The 17,799-nt window shown below is 42.4% G+C and carries 17 protein-coding genes and 1 pseudogene; 8 read left to right on the forward strand and 10 right to left on the reverse strand.

Annotation, left to right across the window (positions count from 1 at the left end; genetic code table 11):
- The 5 genes and pseudogenes from AB4232_RS16855 to AB4232_RS16875 all read right to left on the reverse strand — a co-directional run.
- Window positions 1-568 (reverse strand): annotated as a pseudogene (locus AB4232_RS16855) (hypothetical protein); the annotation flags it as partial.
- Window positions 569-1,590: 1,022 nt separating this feature from the next.
- Complete coding sequence (locus tag AB4232_RS16860) at window positions 1,591-1,743, reverse strand: hypothetical protein (RefSeq protein WP_017099010.1); 153 nt, start codon at window positions 1,741-1,743, stop codon at window positions 1,591-1,593.
- 94 nt (window positions 1,744-1,837) lie between these two features.
- Window positions 1,838-2,194, reverse strand: a complete 357-nt coding sequence (locus tag AB4232_RS16865; RefSeq protein WP_009845510.1) for a hypothetical protein — start codon at window positions 2,192-2,194, stop codon at window positions 1,838-1,840.
- 241 nt (window positions 2,195-2,435) lie between these two features.
- The gene (locus AB4232_RS16870; RefSeq protein ID WP_108155876.1) at window positions 2,436-3,683 is read right to left on the reverse strand and encodes a RidA family protein; all 1,248 of its coding nucleotides are present in this window, start codon (window positions 3,681-3,683) and stop codon (window positions 2,436-2,438) included.
- A gap of 664 nt (window positions 3,684-4,347) precedes the next feature.
- Window positions 4,348-5,232 carry an AraC family transcriptional regulator gene (locus AB4232_RS16875; protein WP_009845512.1) on the reverse strand — a complete coding sequence of 295 codons (885 nt, stop codon included), beginning with the start codon at window positions 5,230-5,232 and terminating at the stop codon, window positions 4,348-4,350.
- 193 nt (window positions 5,233-5,425) lie between these two features.
- Between AB4232_RS16875 and AB4232_RS16880 the strand changes: the two genes are divergently transcribed.
- The 6 genes from AB4232_RS16880 to AB4232_RS16905 all read left to right on the forward strand — a co-directional run bounded on the left by AB4232_RS16880 (window position 5,426) and on the right by AB4232_RS16905 (window position 11,372).
- Window positions 5,426-6,574 carry an iron-containing alcohol dehydrogenase gene (locus AB4232_RS16880; protein WP_012600471.1) on the forward strand — a complete coding sequence of 383 codons (1,149 nt, stop codon included), beginning with the start codon at window positions 5,426-5,428 and terminating at the stop codon, window positions 6,572-6,574.
- 235 nt (window positions 6,575-6,809) lie between these two features.
- Complete coding sequence (locus AB4232_RS16885) at window positions 6,810-7,556, forward strand: amino acid ABC transporter ATP-binding protein (RefSeq protein WP_012600470.1); 747 nt, start codon at window positions 6,810-6,812, stop codon at window positions 7,554-7,556.
- Window positions 7,556-8,353: an amino acid ABC transporter permease gene (locus tag AB4232_RS16890; RefSeq protein ID WP_009845515.1), complete on the forward strand. Its 798-nt coding sequence runs from the start codon at window positions 7,556-7,558 to the stop codon at window positions 8,351-8,353. The genes AB4232_RS16885 and AB4232_RS16890 overlap by 1 nt, the downstream gene beginning before the upstream one ends.
- A gap of 12 nt (window positions 8,354-8,365) precedes the next feature.
- Window positions 8,366-9,175, forward strand: a complete 810-nt coding sequence (locus tag AB4232_RS16895; protein WP_012600468.1) for a transporter substrate-binding domain-containing protein — start codon at window positions 8,366-8,368, stop codon at window positions 9,173-9,175.
- 133 nt (window positions 9,176-9,308) lie between these two features.
- On the forward strand, window positions 9,309-10,235 hold the full coding sequence (locus AB4232_RS16900) for an amino acid ABC transporter permease (RefSeq protein ID WP_017102887.1): 927 nt from the start codon (window positions 9,309-9,311) through the stop codon (window positions 10,233-10,235).
- 192 nt (window positions 10,236-10,427) lie between these two features.
- Window positions 10,428-11,372, forward strand: coding sequence for an ADP-ribosylglycohydrolase family protein (locus AB4232_RS16905; protein ID WP_372087597.1), 945 nt, complete (start codon window positions 10,428-10,430; stop codon window positions 11,370-11,372).
- A 180-nt stretch (window positions 11,373-11,552) separates the two neighbouring features.
- Here AB4232_RS16905 and AB4232_RS16910 read toward each other — a convergent pair whose 3' ends face one another.
- On the reverse strand, window positions 11,553-13,559 hold the full coding sequence (locus AB4232_RS16910; protein ID WP_135381518.1) for a TonB-dependent siderophore receptor: 2,007 nt from the start codon (window positions 13,557-13,559) through the stop codon (window positions 11,553-11,555).
- A gap of 20 nt (window positions 13,560-13,579) precedes the next feature.
- Between AB4232_RS16910 and AB4232_RS16915 the strand changes: the two genes are divergently transcribed.
- On the forward strand, window positions 13,580-14,704 hold the full coding sequence (locus AB4232_RS16915; RefSeq protein ID WP_372087598.1) for a helix-turn-helix transcriptional regulator: 1,125 nt from the start codon (window positions 13,580-13,582) through the stop codon (window positions 14,702-14,704).
- Between the two features lie 46 nt (window positions 14,705-14,750).
- Here AB4232_RS16915 and AB4232_RS16920 read toward each other — a convergent pair whose 3' ends face one another.
- Window positions 14,751-15,635 (reverse strand): LysR family transcriptional regulator, encoded by an 885-nt coding sequence (locus tag AB4232_RS16920; RefSeq protein WP_017088862.1) that lies wholly within the window; start codon window positions 15,633-15,635, stop codon window positions 14,751-14,753.
- Window positions 15,636-15,736: 101 nt separating this feature from the next.
- Here AB4232_RS16920 and AB4232_RS16925 point away from each other — a divergent pair, with 101 nt between their 5' ends.
- Window positions 15,737-16,348, forward strand: coding sequence for a LysE family translocator (locus tag AB4232_RS16925; RefSeq protein ID WP_102541266.1), 612 nt, complete (start codon window positions 15,737-15,739; stop codon window positions 16,346-16,348).
- 68 nt (window positions 16,349-16,416) lie between these two features.
- On the opposite strand, the gene AB4232_RS16930 is transcribed toward AB4232_RS16925, so the two are convergent.
- The 3 genes from AB4232_RS16930 to AB4232_RS16940 form a co-directional block, all read right to left on the reverse strand.
- Complete coding sequence (locus AB4232_RS16930; protein WP_372087599.1) at window positions 16,417-16,848, reverse strand: GNAT family N-acetyltransferase; 432 nt, start codon at window positions 16,846-16,848, stop codon at window positions 16,417-16,419.
- A 93-nt stretch (window positions 16,849-16,941) separates the two neighbouring features.
- Window positions 16,942-17,436, reverse strand: a complete 495-nt coding sequence (locus tag AB4232_RS16935; RefSeq protein WP_372087601.1) for a GNAT family N-acetyltransferase — start codon at window positions 17,434-17,436, stop codon at window positions 16,942-16,944.
- A gap of 47 nt (window positions 17,437-17,483) precedes the next feature.
- Window positions 17,484-17,799, reverse strand: a 316-nt coding sequence (locus AB4232_RS16940; RefSeq protein ID WP_372087602.1) for a GNAT family N-acetyltransferase, incomplete at its 5' end; no start/stop codon positions are given.

Consider the following 17,799-nt stretch of genomic DNA (forward strand, 5'->3'; position numbering starts at 1 on the left):
CATTAATGTTATATATGTAGACACCATCAATAGATTGAAGTGACTTTTTAACACTGTAAGCCATTCTTCTAAACAACTGATTTTTATCTTGGGGTTTATCAAAATTAGATAAGATCATGCTGGCAAGAGAATAATCAAAAGTTAGGGTTTTATCGCCTACTTTCTTTTCATGAGGCAAAGAGAATTGAATTTTTTGTTGCTGCTCAAGGATTTTTTTTTCTTCCCAGGGAGTATCGCTTTCAAATACAAGAACAATGTATTTGTCTTCAAACAAACCGATAACCCTTGGTGAAAGTGTCTCACTTAGGTAGTGATGTAATTCTGTTTTAACTATTCGACTAGTTTTTGAATCGAAAAACTTATAGAAATCTGCAGATCTCCCAACACAGATTACATGCATGATCTTGTAGGTACTTCTGTTTGTTCTTAATAATTTTTCTTGAATATAGTTGATGTTAGGTAAATCTGTTTCTTCACAGAAAAAACGTTTGAGCCTTTGTTTATTTTGTTCTCGTTCAAGTCTTTGCTGAACAAAAGATAGCTTTTTTTTACCTTCCGACGACTTCATATGAAATGATGTGCATATTATTAGTAGTGTAATAAAAAACAGACAAAGTAAATTAACAGTAGACAACACGGCACCCCGAATAAAGTGATATGCATCGCATTTTGCGATGCAACAGAATGATTGTATTCTTACTTATGAGATTCACACAAATAAAAACAAATCTGACCACTTAATAGTCATCTACTTGAATTGAGTGTAATTGTGCACATTTATAAATATCATGCACGAAAACACCACTAACCGCATATTGTACATCCCGTAATATCCCGACAACTTCATAACATAATAGCCACCAAATTACGCCACAGTGCCATTTCAGGGGGGTAATGATTGCATCGCTTTTTTTAGTATTTATTTACGCTATAAAAAACTGACAGTGATCGCGAGATTTAATGGGGAGGGATTGAAATCAGCAACTTTATCTGGGTTACATCACCACATACCCTTGATGAAACCAATCTGTTTGGAAGTGAAACAAACCATAAATGTAATCAAATGCACGCTAGAGAGTAAGTTAAGTCCTAACGCAAACACCTAATCCTAACCTCAACCATCTGAATATATGGGAAATCTCCATTGAAAGGAGAGCAGGACATTTTGATGGATAAAACCAAATAAAAAGGAAGCTGCTCTGTATAATTAACTGAACAATAATTGATGATAGAGAAACTAACGAAGAGTCATAGTTCATAGCAACGTAAAGTCGTCAACAGCTAACGTTGTTGTAAGTATTAGCAGAATCATCCAGTACAAATCAGCACTGAGGTAGTAAAGCTACATAAAGGCTGGTCAAGGCAATCTGCAATGAATAGTTTAGTGTAATTACACTAATTTACTGTCGAATGGGTAGTCACTGGATATATTTGGCCAGTATTACTGTGAGTTTGCCAAATCATCGGTAGAAGATAACGCAATTAAGGTTACTATGTTTATCTCGATACCTCTGATTATTTTAGCTTTCACAACAATTAGGCTATTAGTATCCTGCAGTAAGTTATCTCAATGGCCTGTACGCTTTCAAGTCAATAAAACAACCCAACCAACACGACTGACAACAGTACGCCGCCGATAAAACTCGGGCCGTGGAATGGTCTAGCTTTAGATTTAACGTACTCTTTCTGAAGTTCTTCTTGGTAAGTTTTAACGGCGAGTTCTTTTACGTAGTTATTTTGCATAATAAGCTCCTTCTTATTGGGTAAGAGAAGCTTAAGACTTGAAGTTAGGTTGAGGTAAAGAAAATTTTCACATTAATTGATTACTTCGGGATTGTTACTCTAAAATGACTCTGAACACATCATTGTTCACACCGCCAACATCCACTAACTCTCCCGGCTTCATAAGAAGTAAGGTGTTTAATTGGCGCTTTGAACGTGGTGCTCTATTTTCTCTGATCACTAACATATCAACTAAGTAACCTGAGTTTTGCTTTGATAGTGAGCCCGAGAAAGTAACACTCTCTCTTCTATCGGCTAGAACCGAATTAAATGTTTTATCTTCTAACACACCCGCCGAGATCGACGTCTCACCATAGAAAAGCGTGATAGTTGTTGGGTCGAGTACCAACTCTTGATTGGACGAACACCCTACTAGGGTAAGGTATAGCAGTAAAATGGCCCGAAATTGCATAAACTGGTTTTCTTTCTTACGTTAAGCATCTGTTTTTCATATTAAGACACTTCGACTCAATAAGCACCATATGTCGAGTGTAAGCTTAATTATATCGCTTCGAATAAGTTATGTAGCGAGGCTTGGGATTGGCAGTATCTGTGGGGAGTTAGCAGATCAGACCGCCGGCTTATGTTTCGACTCAATGTTTAAGAGCTAAAGCCGAGATCTGATCGCTATTATTGAGAAGAGTGCAATTAATTTAAGCAACGACGTCTTGTGGTGGTGTACCTTCGCAGTTGGAAACGACTGCATCAATTTGAATTAGAGCATTCATAGGAATCTCTGAAACCCCAACCACCGTTCTTGCCGGTAATTCAGCATTAAAGAATGTTGTGTAGACCTCGTTCACTGTATCAATGTCTGAAACATTTTTAAGCTGAATATTAATTTTCACAGTATCGTCCATACTATGATCAACACTTTCAATGATCGCCTTAATATTTTGTAAACATTGTTCCGCTTGCTCTTTTACACCACCAGCAACCATTTCATTTGTTTTCGGGTCTAAAGGTAATTGGCCTGAAATATGATTGTAGTGAGAGAAAGCAACGGTGTGCGAATAAGCCATGAAAGGGGCATCGACAGTATTATTAGCTTCAATAACCAACAAGCGAGTGTCTTCTGGTAATTGCGGCGGTGTACCGTCGCCATGTGAAACGGATGTATCAATTTGAATTAAAGCGCCCATTGGTAGTTCAGCAGCATTAACAACCGTTCGCGCTGGTACATAACTTGGGAAGAACTTAGCGCAAACTTCATTTACCTTTTCTGCATCTTCAACATTTTTAAGGTAGATAGTGGTTTTAACCACATCATTCATGACATGACCGATACTCTCTAGAATCGTTTTAATGTTTGCTAAACATTGTGTCGTTTGCTCTGTGATACCACCTGAAACCAACTCACCTGTATTTACATCGATAGGCAATTGAGCTGAAAGGTTGTTGTAGTGAGAAAAAGCCGCTGTCTGCGTCGATACAGCACTTTGAGGCGCATTGTCTGTATTTCTTGAGACTTTAACTAGTGCGCAAGGTGCTTGTGGTTTAGTACCTTCGCCGTTTGAAATAAGAGCATCCATTTGAACTAAAGCGTCACTGTTCGGTAGCGCAGCTACACCCACGACTGTACGTGTCGGCAGGCTGTTGTTGAAGAAGCTTGCGTAAACCTCATCAATAGCATCGATATCAGAAATATTCTTAACGAAAATATTGATCTTTACGACATCATCCATAACATGGTCAATGCTTTCAACAATAGATTTAATATTACTCAAGCATTGTGCTGCTTGGTCTTTAATATCTCCAATAACTATTTCACCTGTTTTAGGGTCAACAGGCAGTTGAGCAGAAAAGTTATTATAATGAGAAAAAGCGACCGTTTGTGTAGATACAGAATTAATTGGTGCATTTTCAGTATTTCTTGAAATTTTAATGATATCGCTACTCATCGGAATTATCCTTTTAATAATATAGGAATACGTATTTATATTTAACAATCGTATTGGAAAGAATGATTAAAGTAGCGCCATGTTAAGTGAATTATTTTAGGGTAAACGTGATATACATCAGACTCTCAGTTGACTATAAATCAGCAAGTTACAGGATAATTAGTCATCAAGCGACTAATTATCCGTCACATTAGGCTTTATCAACTGCTAAATTCTCTTTAATTTTAAGTCTATTCAATAATCCTGAATACTCTCTCAGGTAATTGAAAGGATAATTACCAAAATTTAGATGATATTTGATAGGTTGTTCACACTAAAACTCCGTTACTAGCTAGGTTAGTAACTTTATCCCTTATACCCGTGCATAAACTCTTAGGCTATTTAATTAATTATTTTCGAGAGCTTATTTTATATAAGTACGTTAATAATATATTCGAGAATCAAATACCTACAATCTGACAATGCCTATGATTAGATACATTTACTCATATAATTCAACAAATATGAGACTCAGGGGGATGACATGAGAAGTATGGTGTTCAGCCAAGACATGGGACTTTCAGGAATCACGATGGCATCAACGAAGAGCAATCGACACCATAGCTTTTGGCACCATAGCTCTCAACACCATAGCTCTCAACAGATAGTTTCGTTGAAAGAAGAGCTAAACCGCTCTTGGAGTGGTATTGAAGTGGCGCTTAAATTCGCGACTGAATTGGGATGGGCTCGAGTAGCCGACTCGGCGAGCAGCATCGCTGATGCGAAGGCCTTCTAGCTGAATCAGTTCTTTGGCTTTGTTGAGTCTTACCTTCTTCAAATATTGAAGAGGAGATTCAAAGGTGACATTACGGAATGCATTGTGGAAGGCAGACACGCTCATGTTGGCTTCGTCGGCAAGCGATTGAACAGTGATGGTTTGGTCGTACTCTTCATGCACTTTAGACAGCGCTTTAGCGACACGTGCGTAATGGCCGTCATGATGAGCTAAATCAAACAGCACACGCCCTTCTGAACCGGTTAGGGCGCGGTAGACAATTTCGCTGACCATGGCATCGCCCAATATATTGGCTTCAATGTCACAATGTAGAGTTTTGACCAATCGAGTAAAGCTCTCCAGCATTTGCTCTTCCATTGGCGTCGATTCTAAGCCGCTCGAATTCTGCTTGTGCTTGTTGCAATAGCTCTCTAGAAAGCCTTGGTCTTCCAGCTTTTTGACTAAGCTGTGCAAGCGCTGAGAATCGATGCTTATCGACAAACCAAGCAATGGTTCGCCATTTACAGGTAAGGCTTCACACTCCAATGGCATTGGCACGCCTACCACAAGATAATCACCAGCAGCGTAAGTAACGGGTCTATCGCCAATATAGATGTTCTTTTTGCCCTGCCCGAGCATGATAATACCCGACTGGTAAGTGAATGGCTGACGTTGATTCCCGCCACTGCTTCTATACAACCACACACCGCCAATTTCAGTTTCTCTGATCCCTTCGAGATCATCCCAACCTTTGTGTTCTACATAAGACTGTAACAACTGCGCGAGTGTTTTCATAAGTGGCGACTTTCCATTCCAAGTGCTAAGAGTAAGTAAGCTAAAGCAGAGAAAGAATATCAATTTTGTAGAAATAGGCAATTTATTTGGAGAATCAGCTCTTCATCCCCCTAGATTACTGTACTAATATGCAAATATAGAAATTGAGCAATCAAATAAAATAACAAATTGAGCTTTACACAAGGAATCTCTAATGCAATTCACTTATGTTAACCCTACAGTTATCCACTTCGGCCAAGGCCAAATCAACGCTATCAGCCAAGCGGTTGATACTTCGAAGAAAGTACTAGTCATCTACGGTGGCGGTTCAATCAAAAGCAACGGTGTTTACGACCAAGTTGTCGCTTCTCTAAAGGATCACGCTTGGATTGAGTTCGCTGGTGTTGAAGCTAACCCAACCAAAGAGACGCTAGATAAAGCCGTCGCTCTTGTTAAAGAAGAAAACGTAGAGTTCATTATCGCTGTTGGCGGTGGTTCAGTAATCGACGGTTCTAAATACGTTGCTGCAGCGGCTAAATACGACGGCGACGGTTGGGATATCCTAGCGGGCAAACACCAAGTTACTGAAGCAACCCCTATTGGTGCTGTACTGACACTCCCTGCGACAGGTTCTGAATCTAACATGGGTGCTGTAATCACTCGTAAAGAGACTCAAGAGAAACTGGCGTTCATGAACCCTGCAGTACAACCTAAGTTCGCGGTGATGGACCCAGACGTAATGAAGTCTCTGCCAGAGCGCCAACTGATCAACGGTCTAGTTGATGCGTGGGTTCACGTATGTGAGCAATACATCACAATGCCAACAGACGCGATGGTTCAAGACGGTTACGCAGAAACACTGCTTAAGAACCTACTTGTACTGGGTAAGCAATACGACGAGCGTGACAACGACGCATGGCGTGCAAACCTAATGTGGACTGCAAACCAAGCGCTTAACGGCCTGATTGGTACTGGCGTTCCTCAAGATTGGGCAACACATATGATTGGCCACGAATTCACAGCACTATGGCACGTAGACCACGCACGTTCTCTTGCGATTGTTCAACCTTCACTACTTCGTAATCAAATCGAAGCGAAGCGTGGCAAGCTAGAGCAAATGGGTCGCAACGTATTTGGCCTAGAAGCGGGTGCTGATTTAGCCGAGCGCACTATTGCTGCAATCGAAGCCTTCTACCACAGCCTAGACGTTGCAACTATGTTCGACGGTTACGAAGCAACGAAAGCGGCAGCAATCGACAACGTTGTTGCTCAACTTGAATCACACGGTTACCTAGAGCTTGGCGAGAACAAAGCAATCACGCCTCAGAAAACACGCGAGATTCTAGAGTCTGCAATTCAATAGCAGTCAAAATTAGAGCAAGGAAAACAAGGTTCTAAAGAAAATCACCATAATCTAAAAATTTATTCCGTGAAACTGAACCAAATTCTTTGCCTTTGCGTATATCCTCAAGCAGCGTCCAAATCAGGCGCTGCTTTTTAATTAGCCCTACAAGATGCTATTAAATTCTCATAAGTCCTTAATTTAATGTGCAATCATATTTCTATATTGTTAAGGTAAACCTGTCTCTTTATTAGGTATGAACAACGATTTGAACAATCTCAAGGAAATGGTTAAGTTTAAGTCACTTAACAAGTGGTATGGTGATTTTCATGCCCTAAAGGATATCGATTTAAAGATTGAACAAGGAGAGATACTGGTGATTTGCGGGCCATCAGGTTCGGGTAAATCAACTTTAATCCGTTGTATCAATCAGCTAGAACCTTTCGAAAGTGGCGAGCTTTGCGTGTTAGAACAAGTACTTCCGAGTAAATTCAACACACCTGGCCAAGTCGGAATGGTGTTTCAGCATTTTCATTTATTCCCCCATCTTACCGTGCTTGAAAACCTGACTCTGTCTCCAATACGTACGCTGAAAAAAAGCAAACGAGAAGCCGAGAAGCTTGCAATGCACTATCTCGAGCGCGTACACATCGCTGAACAAGCCAACAAATACCCAGTACAACTTTCTGGCGGTCAGCAACAACGTGTAGCTATCGCCCGTTCGCTGTGCATGAAGCCTGAATTACTGCTTTTTGATGAACCGACTTCAGCGCTTGATCCGGAGATGATCAACGAAGTGCTCGACGTGATGGTTGAACTGGCGAGCGAAGGTATCACCATGGTGTGTGTGACCCACGAAATGGGCTTTGCGAAACAAGTGGCCGACCGCGTTATCTTCATGGATGAAGGACAAATTGTGGAATCGAATACGCCACAAGCGCTCTTTGAAAACCCTCAACATGAACGTACTCAAGCGTTCCTAAATCAGATCCTGACTTATTGATGTTGATTCGAATTATTAAACCCGCCCTATCTGCTTTGGTACAGATTGTTGTACTGGTGGCTGCTGTTGTTTGGATTCTCGACTCTGGCGCACAAACCATGGGATACAGCTGGCAATGGGAGCGTGTGCCGGACTATATTGCTTTCTATGAAGATGGTGAATGGTGGCCTGCAGAATTAGTTGAAGGGCTACTGGTTACCATCAATATCTCTCTGATTTCTTTGGTTGCTACGCTGATCATTGGTTTAACGACGGCGCTATTGAGGAACTCAAATTCTGTGGTTGGACGCACCTTAGCCACCAGCTATGTTGAGTTGATTCGTAACACGCCGTTATTAGTACAAATTTATTTGCTCTATTTTGTATTTGGCCCCGTGTTAGGGCTGGATCGCTTTAGCACTGCCGTTTTAGCCTTGGCACTTTTCCAAGGCGCTTACACCGCCGAGATATTTCGTGCCGGTTTAAATGGTATTGCGAGAGGACAATTTGAAGCAGCTCAATCCTTGGGCTTATCAAAGACCTATACTTACTGGGATGTGATTCTTCCTCAGGTGGTGCAACGTACCTTGCCACCTTTGACTAATGAAGTGATCTCTCTTATTAAAAACTCTTCAATTGTGAGTGTCATGGCTATTTTTGACCTGACGACTGAAGCCAGAAACATTGTTTCTGAAACCGCGATGCCATTCGAGATTTGGTTCTCTGTGGCGATCATTTATCTTGCTCTTACACTTTCACTTTCTGCCGTTGCTGCTTGGCTTGAGCATAAGCTCGGGGCTAACTGGCGAACACAATAAGGATTTATCAGCATGAAGCTATTTAAAACCGCGATTACAGCCCTACTTGCGCTTGCCGTAAGTTTGCCTGCACTTGCTTCTGAAACGCCTAACCTCGATAAAATCAACGAACGTGGCTCACTGCGCGTTGGGATGTCGACATTTGTTCCTTGGGCGATGCGTAACAAACAAGGCGATCTCGTTGGCTTTGAAATCGACGTGGCGAAACGCCTTGCCGAAGATTCTGGTTGGAAAGTCGAATTTGTACCTACGGCATGGGACGGTATTATCCCTTCTCTATTATCGAAAAAATTTGATGTAATCATCGGCGGTATGTCTATCACTGAAGCGCGAGCTAAAAGCGTATTGTTCACTGAACCTTACTCGCACTCTGGCGTTCAACTGGCGGCTAACAAAGAGCTAGCGGAAGGTTTTACTCAGATCTCTGATTTTGATTCTCGCCGCGTAAAAATTGCAGCACGTCGTGGAGCATTCACGGTTCAAGTCGCTCGTGAAACCTTCCCTAAAGCGAAAGTTCTACAGTTCGATGACGATGCTCAAGCATTCCAAGAAGTGTTAAACGGCAACGCGCACGCGGTTATCGCGTCTAGCCCGAAACCAGAACACGAAACGATAAAAAATGCAGACACGCTATTTATTCCATTTGAAGAGCGTCTATCAAAAGGTAACGAAGCATTTGCAGTTCGCCTAGGTGAAACTGACAAGGCAGAATTCTTCAACGAATGGATCAAAGCACGTACTGAAGACGGTTGGTTGAAAGAGCGTTACGAGTACTGGTTCTCTACTCTAGATTGGCAGGACCAGATTGCTCAAGGTCAGTAATCTGAACTTTTGCTAGTGAATCGAGGCAGTGCGTTGTCTGCACTGCCTCGATTCGGCAACTTGATTCGCTTTAATGATGATCTAAAACTCAACAAAACAGCCTACTAATTATTATTGTTTAAACAGGAATGACGTGAGTAGTACTAGCGCATTAACAACACCTAAGCCCAACGTTTATATGAAGCCTTGGTATCAACGCCTTAACCTTTTGGATGGCGTGTTACTCGCTGTCATTTGTGTGTTTGCAGGCTGGCTTTATTATCGTTCTGCTGTTGGTATCAACTACCAGTGGCGCTGGGAAGATGCGTTTACCCTAATTTTCATTCCACCTTCTCAAGGCAGTATTCCCTACTTCTTCCAAGGCTTGATCGCTACACTGCGCTTGAGTGTCTGGAGTATGGTGTTAGCACTCTCTTTTGGCACATTGTTAGGTGTAGCAAGACACTCAAAGATCGCTTTCTTCAAAACACCGGCACTGATTTTTATCCAGTTGGTTCGAAATATTCCGCCACTGGTGTTTGTCTTCATATTCTATTTCTTCGTTTCTAACCAACTGATTCCATTACTTGGTTTAGAAAGTATCTTACGTGAACACAATGGCGAGATTAACGCTGTTCAAGCCTTTCTGTTTGGTCCTGCTAACCTTTGGGAAAACTTAGCGTCTGGTGTTATCTGTATTGGTTTGCTCTCTTCGGCTTACATTGCGGAAGTGATTCGAGCGGGTTTAGAAGGTATTCCTAAAGGCCAATGGGAAGCGGCCGATTCGCTTGGCTTGTCTGCATTGTCTAAGTATCGATTTGTGGTTGGCCCACAAGTATTAACTGCCATCACCCCACCATTGGCAGGCCAAGCAATCTCCTTGGTTAAAGACACGTCGATTGTGTCTCTGATTTCGATCCAAGAGATGACGTTTGTTGGTACTGAGATGGCAAACTCATCGGGGTTGATCTTCGAGATCTGGCTGATTGTAGGCTTCGTATATTTTGCTTTATGCTTTGCGCTTTCGCGTCTGTTCAAAGTGATTGAACAACGTTCTAGTGCTTACCTTAACCATCAGTAACGTCATTAATTAATAGTACCGACTCGCCCGACCATTCCTTTCCCTTATCAAGTTCACCTGATTGGTTTAAGCTATTGACCAATCAGGATTTATCCCTTCATATTTCTTATTAGAAACACAGCAAAATGCTCGCCTAATCACTATACTTAAAGTATCGAACTACGTTGATTCTTCTCAAGGACATCACTCAACATGGACAATCATAAAGAAAGAGCTTTTTACGCCGTTGTTGGCGCATTGGTTGGAGACGCCGCTTCAATGGGGCTGCACTGGCTGTATGACCAAGAGAGGATCTTACACGTGGCTGGTTTTGAGCCTGAATTTCGCTCACCGAATCGGTTCGATTATCAAGACAAAGGCTACTTTGCGCACCAAGGTAAAACCGCAGGCGAGCAATCGCAATATGGTGCTCAGTTATTGGCGATGGTCGACAGCTTAGTCGAAAACCAAAAATACGATGAAGCGAACTATATTCAACATTTCCGCTTCTGGTTTGATTTTGGCGGCAGTTGGCAAGGCTACATTGATAAAGCAACGCGCATGAGCTTGTTGAACATCCATCAATTAGAACTAGAGGACGCCCCGATTACTGCCTGTGGCGCAGACGATACGCAGCTCCCCGCAGTTTCAAAGATCATTCCATTAGTAGCCTGTACTTATACCTCTCACACCTTACCAGCGATGGTAGAGAGCGCGGTACGAGTGACCAACAACAACGACAAAGCCGTGGAATGGGCGCAAGCCATCACCCTGTTGATTCAAGCAGCGATTCAAGGCAACTCACCATTACAGTCCGTAGAAATGGTGCGACAAACTTGCAGCAGATTTATACATGATCAAATCGATGAAGCATTGGCTGAACCTGAGCTTTCAATAACAGATGCCGCGAAGAAGTTTGGATTGCATTGTGAACTGAGTGCCGCATTTCCCTTGCTGATTCGCATCATTGCGGGTGCTCAGAGCTATAAACAAGGTATTCGAGACAATATCTTATGTGGCGGTGACAGCTGCGGGCGTGCGATTGTGATTGGCGCGGTATTAGCGGCGTGTTTCTACGATGAAGATGACGGAATTCCAACCGAATGGCTAAAACAAGTCGAACTCAATGGCGGTGTATTGTCTTTGCCTATTGAGTGATTCAAACAATAATAAATAAAACTAAAGCGCCTCTCGACTTCTTGCTCAAGAGCTCGAGAGGCGCTTTTCTTTTCACTAGAATGACTTAAACGGATAACTTCAATTTCGAGCAATACCCCTTCCGGATCCCTACGACCGTGAGTTTATCGCTCCAACCAAATCTAAGAATTGGAGCCTTCTCTAGAACTGATACGCAGCTGAAAGCTTGTAGTTACGGCCTGGTTCATAGTCATCCAAGGTAAAGCCTCTTGCCGTACCTGAACGAGAAGCGTGTGAGGTGTATTGCTCATCAAACACGTTATCGATACCAAAGGTGACAGACAATCCATCAAGATTCGAAGGCACCCACTGAGCAAACAGGTTATGAACGTCATAGCCTTCTTTGATCGGCTGACCATCGAATACATTGTCTTCGTCTTTAACAAACATTGAATTCCAACCAAAGATAGTCTCAAGCGCTTCAGACTGATAATCGAGTGTCAGCGTAATGCTGTCACCCATATCAATACTTCGACCATTGCCACCTGCTACTGCACCGCCTGTGTCTTTATTTTTAGTCTCTGAAAGCGCATAAGACAGCTTACTGTTAAACCTCTCGTAGCCATAAGATAAGCTCGCCTCGAAGCCCTTTATCTCAACGTCACCTAGGTTATAAATCAAATAACTCTTACTTGCACGTTGATACTTTTCGGCAATATAGTCATCAATATTAGTTTGGAATACTGTCAGGTTGGCACCAATAAAGTGATTATCCAAGCGTTTATCGAAACGGACACCACCTTGCGTGTTCTGCCCTGTCTCAGCCTTCAGATCGTTAGCCAAATAAGCGACATCTTGGTAAGCAATAAAGCTCTCCATCAACTCAGGGCCTTTGAACAACGAACGTGTACTCGCGAACAGCGTCCAATCTTGAGTAACATCCCATTGAGTAGCCAACGACCAAGTTACATCGTCAAAATCTTCGCTACCAACTTCTGCTTTACGTTGGTAATCATCAAAACGAAGCCCTGCCGTGACCGAGAATGCTTGAGTAAAGTAGAACTGATCTTCAACAAAAAGGGCTGTAGAGATTGCTGACTCGTTCATAAACTTGCTGCTGCCGTAATAGCTGCTCGATGACTTGTCCATGTAGTCAAAGCCATAAGTCGCGATGTTATCAAACGACATCAGGCGATAATCGGATTGGAACTTTGCGTTGAGACCAAAGTTTTGGTTTTTAGCCGTGTTTTTGGATAAGCGATTAGAAGGCCAACGTGGTGCCATAACACTTTCATCTCGCTGAATCTCAGTTTCCGTGTTGTATAGAGTCACGTTACCTTGATGACTTTCACCACGCAGCTCATAGCTGGCCGTGATGGTGTCACGGTTGTAATCGGTGGGAATGAGGATGTTTTTAGACAAACCCACGTTCGTACCACCCGACATATCAGGGCGTGGACTGTAATCACCGTTATCACGGTACATATCATAAGAAAGTTCAAAACGGTGTAAGTCACTTGGCTCAAAACCAATCTTACCTAGAATATTGTATACATCCCCTTCTGAGCCAAAGGTTTCAGTACCATCACCATCTTCAAAGTTGTCACGGCTCATGTAATGGCTGTAAAGCATGGCATCGACGTTATCTGACAACAAACCATACACAGTAAGTGAACCTTGCTGGCTTGCATTCGTGGCATACCCGCCATAAACACGAGCGCCAAAAGTCTCGTCGTAGCGAAGTAGATCTTTGGCATCTTTGGTTTCAAACAGCACTGAACCGCCTAAACCATTTTGCGTCACCGAGTTGTTACCTACTTGGATATCCGCTGATTTCAATATGTCAGGGTTAAGAGTCAAATTACCAATATGATGGAACATGTTGGCGTGCTGAGAAGCGCCATCTAATCGAATGTCTAAGTCAGTTTCACTGAGTCCACGGATGGTAATTCGCTGGTTGATCGAGTGCGTTCCCCCAACATCAACTCCGGGGATTTCGCGCAGCAAATCTGACATATGGTCAGCTTGCTTCAGTGACATGTCATCTGCAATGATCGATTCAGTGTTGCTTGAGACTTTCGTTCCCCACACCACAACTTCATCGAAGTGCGATGAACTTTCTTCGGCAAGAACAGAGCTACTAAACGTGCTGGCAATTGCGATATAGAGGGCTGAAAGCTTAATTGTTGATCTGACTGGGCTTTCCATAGATTCAATCCTAGATGTAAATGATAATAATTATCAATTATGATAAGGTTATAACCTATAAATGCACAGATGATTTGCTTATGCAAAAACGCACAGATGTTATGAGGAACGGTCAAATGGGTGAAGTAACGTCTAAACAAGCTAAAATTGGCAAAGTCACTCTGACTAAAAAGTTGGAGCAAACAGAAAAGCAGATTATTGTCACACAAGGTCAAACTACACAGACATCACTGGCTGAGGGGAAATTTCTTTCTTATCAATATAATGAACTAATATTTATCCACGGTGGCCGCTGTATTGAGCTCGTCGATACTAAGATAATCTCTACCGCTCACGCTTCAGTTCTGATCACCATTCTTTTGGAAGGTAAGCTGTCATTTGGTTACGATGATCTCGAATTTGATCTCGATGCCACTCATCAACCTCAAGGTGTGGTGGTCAACCTCACTAAACCCGCCAATTTCCGTCGAGTGATGACAGCAAGCAATAAACTCAATAAGATTAACATCTTAGTCAAACCAAAATGGTTCGAATCTCGAGTAACCGAAGAGTGTAAATGCCGAAACTTCATCAATACACATAATGCCAACTTCCAATTAGAAGTGACGGAAGAAATCTGGAAGCTTACACAAGAATTGACGACTTGCTCTTCACCCAATAACTTCCATCAGAAGTTGCATATAGAATCCTTAACTCAACAGATCCTTGAGAATTCGATGCATCAACTACCACAAACTTGCTGTCTGGCTTACCAAACTAAACCAAAAGTAACAAAACCAGCGACACGTGCAACTAACATTGAACATCAAAGTTATGACGAACGAATTGAGGCTGTAATCTGCTTTATTGAAATTCATCTCGACCAAGAGCTGAGCCTAAAAATGCTTGCTGAGCACTTTTCGATGAGTGTATCTAATATTCAAAGGCGTTTTAAGCAGTCATACAACATGACAATCAACGGTTACATCCGTTTGAGACGATTAGAGATCGCACGCCAGCATTTAGAACGAGGGTTGGTTTCAATCACCGAGGCCGCCTATGAAGCGGGTTATCAGCACCCTTCTAACTTCACCAGCGCCTTTAAGAAAACTTTTGGTGTTCCGCCCCATGAACTTGCCAAAAACTTTGTATCCAAAACGAACTAAAGTCTGACATAAGACAAGCCAACTTCTAGGTCGGAGGCTATCGTTCCTATAAGGTTGGAACACACTGCGATAACTCATTCTTCAGCCAAACCACAAACGGACTTTCTGGCTCATCGCAGTTGTCATCTTGTGTGAGTAATATGTACTGATGACCGGAAGGTACAAAGCCAAACGGTGCGATTAAGTTGCCTCTGTTCAAATCATCAACCACTAATGGATAAGAACCAAGAGCAGCTCCTAGCCCATCAACGGCCGCTTGAAAGCAAAAATAGAAGTGTGCAAATGTCTGGCTTGAAATAGCTTGCGACACCATTCGGCTATCAAATTCACTATCTTTGGTGATGGATGCCCAGTGGCTCCAAGCGTTTAGTCGCGTGCTGCTGTGCAATAATTTCACATCGGCTAGCTTGTCTTTGACCTGTTGCCAATAATCAGGCGAGAACACAGGGCCAACCCATTCTTCTACTAACGGAATCTGTTTGTAGTGCTCGGTTACGTTGAAGTCGTCTCGGCGAATTGCCATATCTAATCCAGTTGCGCCTAATGTCACAGGCCCACCTGCGGTAGACAAGCGAACATCAATTCCGGATTCGTTATAGAAATCACCGAGTCGAGGCATTAACCAACGCATGGTCAATGTGGGTTCGCATGAGACTTCCAACGCTTGATGATTCAGCTGATTAAGCTTATGGACTCCAGTCTCCAAGGCTTGGAACGCTTGCTCTGTGTAACCTTTGAGTAATTCCCCTTCTTTGGTGAGACACACATTCCTGCCCTGTTTGTAGAACAAAACTTGGGATAAGTGATTTTCCAATACCTTGATCTGCTTACTCACTGCGCCATGTGTGATATTGAGTTTATCCGCCGCATCACTGTAACTGCTCGAATGCGCTGCTACGTGGAAAATATGAAATGCTTTCAAATGTCTCATGTGTGATTTTTTCTCACAGATAGTGGAATTCATTTCGATTATAGGCAGCAATAAAAAACCATACAATGCTGGCTCATCAAATATAAAGAGTTGGAGTCATTATGGAGTGGTTAAGCCTAGCAGTATTGGGGTTATTGATTGTTATTAGTCCGGGAGCTGATTTCGTTTTAGTTTTGAAAAACAGTGTCAATCAAGGAAGAAAAGCAGGGATTTGGACTGCAATAGGTGTGAGTTTAGCGATTTGTGTTCACATCAGTTATTCAATGCTTGGGATCAGTTACTTAATCTCACAGAATGAACAGCTGTTTGACATGATCAGATACGCAGGCGCAGCCTACCTTATTTATCTAGGACTAAAAGGTATCTTGAGTGCGGACAACAAACTTGCACCTATAGAAGGTGCAAAGCAAAGCACCAGTGTTTGGCGCTATTTAGCCCAAGGCTTTTTATGTAACGTACTCAACCCAAAAACCATGTTGTTCTTCTTAAGCATCTTCAGCCAAGTCATCTCACCTGATGCAGAAAACCAGCATGTCGCACTCGGCTATGGGCTTTATATGATCGTTCTTCACGGCTTATGGTTTGGAATTGTCGCTATGCTGTTTACTTCGAGTACATTGCAAAAGCATCTATTGAGAGCAAAGAAAAGACTCAATCAAGCATGTGGATTTGGCTTAGTGACTTTCGGAGCACTGTTGGCGATTAAATCTTAAATTGAAAACCAAAACAAAAAACCTCAATGGCGAACTGTACCGTTGAGGTTAATAACTAATGCTTGGAATTACTGACGCCACATATAGACAAACTGATCGTTTTGCGAGGTGATTTCAAAGCCAAACCTCAAGTACAGATCCCCAACTCGATTACCTTGCAGGTAAAAAAGTTCGACGGGTTTATTGAGGTAGTCAGCCTTAGTTAAACAATCTTTCAATACTTGGCTACCAATGCCCTTCCCATGATACTCAGGTAGTAAGAAGAATCGGCAAAAATAGAAGTGATCGCCCTTGTCTTGCAACAACACACTACCAATCGCTTTATCTTGATATTCAATTATTTCAGGGCGTTCTTCTGCCCACTCTTCGGCGTGTATATCTCGTTGAATTTGTTCATCCCAGCCAAATACGGCCTTGATTGGTTCAAACTCAGCGGCCTTCTTAAGCTCGAACAGAAATTCATAATCTGATGACTGAGCAGGTCTTGTTGAATACTTCAAAATACCTCCAACAATAATTGGCTATGGCTTCATTTTCGTTTAAACCGGGACATAGTAACCCCGATAAAACCCAAAAATGCCACGCTTAAATGTTCATTTTGGTTCTAGTTGGTAACGTAAGACTTCGTGTTTATCTTGCTCTGAACAAAAGGTACTCAGGAATTGTCCACCGCACTTCTCAATGACCTTTTGCGAAGCTATATTGCCCCTCTCACACGTAATAATAGCGCTTTCGGACAATATGTGCCGTTGAACCCAAGACAACATATGACTTGCGATACCCCGCCCTCTCGCTTGTGGCAAAGTCTCATACCCGATATGTCCAATGACATCGTGAATGTACGGACTGGTGCCATGACGAACTCTTATCACTCCAAGAATACGTCCAGACTCGAAACAAAAATAAGTAGAAGCAGGCGTCCACCCTTCTGGCAAACCCTCACCTTTTGAATAAGCAATTCGCCTTTTCAAATACGCATCACTGCCATCGGAAATGCCCGTATAAATATCTAGCCCATCCTCAGCGCATGCATTCACATAGTGATGAAAGACACTTGAGTGCGAAATATCAGCTTTGACCATGTCCATATAGTTGCGATTCCTAGTTACTGCTCTTTCGGGTTTAGCTATCAGACCTAAGCTAAGTACATAGTGTATTCTTGATGTCCTGTATGTTCATCAACTTGTTCACTCACAATAGAAAAGCCTTGGGACAAGTAGAACTGAATCGTCGCTTGGTTTTCTTTATATACATTTAAAGACAAGTTCGGATATCCAAGCTTCGCGTGTTGGATAAGTTGCTTACCAATACCACTGCCTTGATGTTCTGAACTGACAAAGATCGCCGCTAAGATCCCTTCATAAAGCGAATAAAAGCCACGAACCTCACCGTCTACTTGATACACGTAAGTTGTTGATGCTGGTATGTATATGTCGCGCATATTACCTACC

It is taken from the genome of Vibrio sp. 10N.286.46.A8 (genome assembly GCF_041470165.1).
GTDB lineage: Bacteria > Pseudomonadota > Gammaproteobacteria > Enterobacterales > Vibrionaceae > Vibrio > Vibrio tasmaniensis_A.